Genomic DNA, 6,000 nt, shown 5'->3' on the forward strand with positions numbered 1-6,000 from the left:
GAACCTGACATGACTTCGGATGTAACGAAGAAGCAGGTTTCTCTGGTGTCCGTTTTGGAGGTAGTTTCCGAAAAACAATCAACTTTAATTCCCAGTCGATATGAAAAATTTGCCTGCAAATCATATTTGGAAGAAAATAAAAGATAATAAGATAAAAGGATGTGGATACATAGTGGGGAACAAGGCGTTGATCAATATCGACTATACGTATGATTTCGTGGCGGATGATGGCCGGCTGACTTGCGGCGAGCCGGGACAGGCGATTGAAGAGAAGCTCGTCGGCATCACCAGGGATTTTATAAAAAATGGTGACTATGTTGTTTTCGCGATTGATGTCCATGATGAGGGCGATAAGTTCCATCCGGAGACGAAGCTGTATCCGCCTCATAATATCCGCGGTACGAAAGGCAGGGATTTGTTCGGTAGCCTGCAGGGAGTTTATGAAAAAAATAAGCATCTCGACCATGTGCATTTTATCGACAAAACGAGGTATTCGGCATTCGCCGGGACGGATCTTGAGATCAAACTGCGCGAGCGGGGCATCACAGAAGTGCATCTCGTCGGTGTATGCACCGATATTTGCGTCCTTCATACGGCGGTTGATGCTTATAATAAGGGATTTAAGGTTATTGTGTATAGAGATGCGGTTGCTTCTTTTGATCAGGTGGGCCATGAATGGTCGCTCCGCCATTTTGAGAGCTCGATTGGCGCGGAGGTAAAGTAGCAGCAATTTCGCAAGACTTAGTGATGCGGATGTTGGCTTTCATTTGATCCGCAGACAAGTCAAGCGGTTCATGGCAGTATATTTGGAGGTTTTTTGATGAGCACAAAATTCACAGACGATAGCTTAATGCTACACACGGACTTATACCAATTAAATATGATGGAAACGTACTGGCGTGATGGCGTTCATAATCGCCGAGCGGTGTTTGATTTATTTTTCCGCAAGCTTCCTTTCGGCAATGGCTATGCCGTTTTTGCCGGTCTTGAAAAAATCATCAATTATATCGAAAACTTCGGTTTTACAGAAGGTGATATTCAATACCTGCGGGAAGAAGGAAGTTTTGATGAGGATTTTCTTGCATTTTTAAAAGAAATGCGTTTTACAGGCACCATCCGTGCGATGCAGGAGGGTGAGATTGTTTTTGCTAATGAGCCGCTGGTCAGGGTCGATGCGCCACTTGCTGAAGCGCAGTTGATTGAAACGGCGCTCCTGAACATCGTCAATTACCAGACATTGATTGCGACGAAGGCTTCACGAATCAAGCAGGTCGTGAAAGATGAAATCGCGATGGAGTTTGGTACCCGCCGTGCGCACGAAATGGATGCGGCTCTCTGGGGCACGCGCGCCGCTTATGTTGGAGGATTCGACTCCACCAGCAATGTGCGCGCAGGTAAATTGTTCGGCATCCCAATCTCAGGAACGCATGCTCACTCAATGGTTCAGGCTTACAGGGATGACTACACCGCTTTTAAAAAATACGCGGAAACGCACAGGGATTGCGTGTTCCTCGTCGATACGTATGATACGCTGAAATCTGGTGTGCCGAACGCGATTAAAGTGGCAAAGGAATTTGGCGATAAGATTAATTTTATTGGCATCCGTCTCGATAGCGGCGACCTTGCATACCTATCAAAGGAAGCTCGTAAAATGCTGGATGATGCTGGCTTTAAGGATGCGAAAATCGTAGCCTCAAGCGACCTGGACGAGTATACGATCATGAACCTGAAAGCACAGGGTGCGAGAATCGATATTTGGGGAGTAGGAACCAAGCTGATCACCGCTTACGAACAGGCAGCTCTTGGTGCAGTTTATAAAATCGTTTCGGTTGAGAGGGAGGACGGAACAATGGAGGACACGATCAAGATCTCCTCCAATCCGGAAAAAGTAACGACCCCTGGCATTAAAAATGTATACAGAATCATCAATAAAGCAACTAATCGCTCAGAGGGTGACTATATCACGCTTGAGAGTGAAAATCCGCAGCAGGAAAAGCGCTTGAAGATGTTCCACCCGGTTCACACTTTCGTCAGTAAGTTCATCACTAATTTTGACGCTCGGGATTTACATCACGAAATCTTCAAAGATGGAAAATTAGTATACGAGCAGCCAAGCCTAGATGAAGTCCGCAAGCATTCAAAATACTGCCTCGGCGTTCTTTGGGAAGAATACACACGGATGCTTAATCCAGAGGAATATCCCGTCGACCTCAGCCAGAAGTGCTGGGACAACAAAATGCAGAATATAAAAGAAGTAAAAGAGAAGGTCAAAGGGATGACCGGAGAATAATAATTCACAATGTGCTGCTTTCTTTAATCAGAAAGCAGCCTTTTTTATGGGCTTTAGCAGCCCGCTTTTAAAAAGTACTTAAATTATTTTGGTACTTCAACTAATTTCATATTTTTTCTAAAGGATTTCCCCTATGTGTAAAAGAATTATTAGGAAAGAATCTTTTCTAAGGATGTTGCCGTTTGAATGACCAGAGGATCTTCGTAGATTATGAACAGTTCATACCTAGGGAAACAGGCTTCATATTCAAATTTATTAAAAAAGACAACCAATTCATCCATACTTTTATCGAAGGCAAGCTCATAGAAAAGGTCGGTCTTTGCCCTGACAAAGTAACCGGGAAATCACTATGTGAATTTTTGCCGCCTGACCAGGCGATGCGCAAAGAGTTTTTTTACGAAAAGGCATGGAATGGGGAGCAGGTAAACTATGAAGGAAGTATTGGCGATGTGCACTATTTGGCAATTTTGAATCCTGTCATCCAAAACCGTCATACTATTGAGGTAATTGGGACAGCAATCGATATTACCAGCGAAAAAAACAGGGAGAAGCAAGTTCAGCAAATGGAGAAACTTTCTGTAGTGGGAGAACTTGCAGCAGGGATTGCCCACGAAATCAGGAATCCACTTACATCCATGAAAGGCTTTGCTAAAATTGTCAAAGAAAGCGTTACGGATCAAAAGTTGATTCCGTACCTTGATATCATGCTGGATGAAATGGATCGGATCAATCAAATTGTCAATGAATTCATGTTCATAGCCAAACCTAATGAGAATGTTAATTTTCAAGATACAAATTTTAGCAAGCTGATCAGGGATTGCATCATCTTAATGGAACCACAGGCTAACCTTAAAAGTATAAAAATGGATTATGAAATTGATAGAGAAATCATTTTGAATTGTGACCGGAACCAGATGAAGCAGGTGCTGATTAACCTGTTCCAGAATGCGATTGAGGCGACAGAGGACAATGGCCAACTTATCAGCGTCAGGCTTGATGAAGTGGGTAAGGAATCGGTCATGGTCACGGTTATGGATAAAGGCTGCGGAATACCGGAGTCAAGGTTGAATCGCCTGTTTGAGCCTTTCTACTCCACGAAGGAAAAAGGGACAGGCCTGGGTTTGCTCACTTGCAAACGGATTATCGATCTTCATCAAGGAAGCATTGATATCGACAGCCAGCCTGGGGAAGGCACAACCATAGGTATCGTGCTGCCTCGGCATAAAAATGTAGAGACATTGTTGATCGCAGAATAGAAAGTGTCATGGTTCTTTTTGGAGCATGGCATTTTTTTTATTGTCGTTCTACGGGGCTTATCTGTTAAAATGAAAGAGCAATCCTCTAAAATCCTCAACATTTTCTCACTGAAAGGAGCCACCTCACTATGCTGCAAAAAGCCCAAGAATTATTGCAAAGTCATTTTGGATATTCCTCGTTCCGACTGGGGCAGGAGCAGGCGATTTTATCTGTGCTCGAAGGGAAAAATACCGTCTGCGTCATGCCGACTGGAGGCGGAAAATCGATTGTCTATCAAATCCCTGCGCTCGTGCTGCCTGGGACAACCATTGTCATTTCTCCGCTGATCTCCCTGATGAAGGACCAGGTCGATACGCTCACCCAGCTGGGCATTCCGGCAACATACATCAATAGCTCGCTGACTGCCGGTGAAGCTGCGGCCCGCATGGATGATGCCAGGAACGGAAAGTACAAGCTGTTGTACATCGCTCCAGAGCGGCTGGGATCCTGGGAGTTCATCGATGACCTGCAGGACATGGATATCCCTCTGATCGCCGTCGATGAAGCGCACTGTATTTCCCAATGGGGACATGATTTCCGTCCAAGCTATCTGCAGATTTCCGGCCTTGCTGACCGCCTGCCGCGAAAGCCGATTGTGCTTGCCTTGACGGCAACAGCAACACCTAAAGTACGTGAAGACATTTGCGCTTCGTTAAAAATAAACCCTGAGAATACGGTGATTACCGGGTTTGAGCGCAGCAACTTAAGTTTTTCTGTTGTCAAAGGTCAGGATCGCCAGGCGTACTTAAAGGATTTTATCAAAAAGAACGAAAAGGAAGCTGGCATCATTTATGCGGCGACAAGGAAAATCGTCGACCAGCTGTATGAATGGCTGCAGAAGGAAGGCTTCAATTCGGCCCGCTATCACGCAGGCATGAACGATGAAGACCGGAACCGCGAACAGGAGCGCTTTTTACAGGATGAAGCTTCTGTGATGGTTGCAACTTCAGCATTCGGAATGGGCATCGATAAAAGTAACATCCGCTATGTACTGCATTTCCAGATGCCGAAGAATATGGAGAGTTACTATCAGGAGGCAGGCCGTGCCGGGCGTGACGGCTTGGACAGTGAATGTATCGTGTTATATTCGTCGCAGGATGTCCAGGTTCAGCGCTTTTTGATCGACCAGTCAGCTGACCGAGAGCGAATCGCGCCTGAGCTCGAAAAATTGCAGCAAATGGTTGGCTACTGCCATACCGAAGAGTGCCTGCAATCCTATATCCTTCACTATTTTGGCGAAACAGAGACTGTGCGATGCGGACGCTGCGGCAATTGTACGGACTCTCGTGAGACGCAGGATGTCACGAAGGATGCGCAGATGGTCCTATCATGCATCATCCGGATGGGACAGAAATACGGCAAGGCGATGACGGCCAATGTATTGACCGGCTCCCGTAATAAAAAGGTGCTAGAATTCCGCCTGGATAAATTGCCGACTTATGGATTGATGAAGGACCGTAATGCCAAGCAAATCAATGACCTGATCGAGTTTCTGATTTCACAGGAGCTGATTGGCGTCGAGCACGGCACCTACCCGACGATTTATGTCCCGGAAAAGGGGAAGGATGTTTTGCTTGGCAAGACGAAGGTGTTCAGGAAGGAAGCCGTCCGGGTTAAGCAGGTTTCAAACGATGATCCGTTATTTGAAGAGCTGCGCGAGTTGCGGAGGGACGTTGCCGCTGCGGAAAAGGTGCCGCCATTTATGATTTTCTCCGATTCCTCATTGAAGGATATGTGCCTGAAGCTGCCGCAGACCGATGCAGAGTTTCTCAATGTGGCTGGAGTGGGAGAGCACAAGCTGCAGAAGTATGGTGCGCCATTCATTCAGCGGATTATCGAGTTCTGCGAGGCGCATCCGGAGCGTGAGCCTGTGATGAATGCCGTTGCGGAGCCGGCTAGAAAGCAGCCGAAAAAAACAGTCGGGGATTCCCATCTCGAAACGTACAAGCTGCATCAGGCGGGAAAGACAGTTGCTGAAATCTCTGCAAAGCGCGAGCTGGTGGACAGTACGGTTGAAAATCACCTGATCCAATGCATCCAGCAGGGAATGGAAGTCGACTATGACTTGCTGATCCCAGCTGAGCATATTGAAGACCTCGAACGAGCCGTTGAAGAAGCCGGCCGCGACAGGCTTAAGCCAATCAAAGAGTTGCTCCCTGATGAGGTTAGCTATTTTATGATAAAGGCCTTCCTTTATAGGTCCAAGAAAAAAGTACACTAAAACGAAGCCCGCGGGCTTCGTCTTTTCCTTTTTTATTTATCTTTTAAACAGAATTCATCTATATTTTCAACCAACAATCCTTATAAATGTGCCCATGCAAGGATAATCCTCGGGCTTAATGTCACATAAAAGGGATTAATGTTCCCTTAAAACGGTAATCCTCGAGCTTAACGTCACATAAAAGGGATTAATG

4 protein-coding genes are annotated in these 6,000 nt (G+C 46.0%); all 4 read left to right on the forward strand.

What is annotated here, in order from left to right; translation table 11 throughout:
* Nucleotides 1-169 precede the first annotated feature (169 nt).
* On the forward strand, nt 170-724 hold the full coding sequence (locus J7E32_RS14770) for a cysteine hydrolase family protein (RefSeq protein WP_353654056.1): 555 nt from the start codon (nt 170-172) through the stop codon (nt 722-724).
* A 96-nt stretch (nt 725-820) separates the two neighbouring features.
* A complete protein-coding gene (locus J7E32_RS14775) occupies nt 821-2,290 on the forward strand; it encodes a nicotinate phosphoribosyltransferase (RefSeq protein WP_214908617.1) in 1,470 nt (489 codons plus the stop codon).
* 182 nt (nt 2,291-2,472) lie between these two features.
* Nucleotides 2,473-3,546 carry an ATP-binding protein gene (locus tag J7E32_RS14780; protein ID WP_214908619.1) on the forward strand — a complete coding sequence of 358 codons (1,074 nt, stop codon included), beginning with the start codon at nt 2,473-2,475 and terminating at the stop codon, nt 3,544-3,546.
* 128 nt (nt 3,547-3,674) lie between these two features.
* Entirely contained in the window at nt 3,675-5,807 is a 2,133-nt protein-coding gene (recQ, locus tag J7E32_RS14785; RefSeq protein ID WP_214908621.1) for a DNA helicase RecQ, read from the forward strand.
* The last annotated feature ends 193 nt before the right edge of the window (nt 5,808-6,000 follow it).

Source organism: Bacillus sp. ISL-55, assembly GCF_018613155.1.
Classification (GTDB): Bacteria; Bacillota; Bacilli; order Bacillales; family Cytobacillaceae; genus Mesobacillus.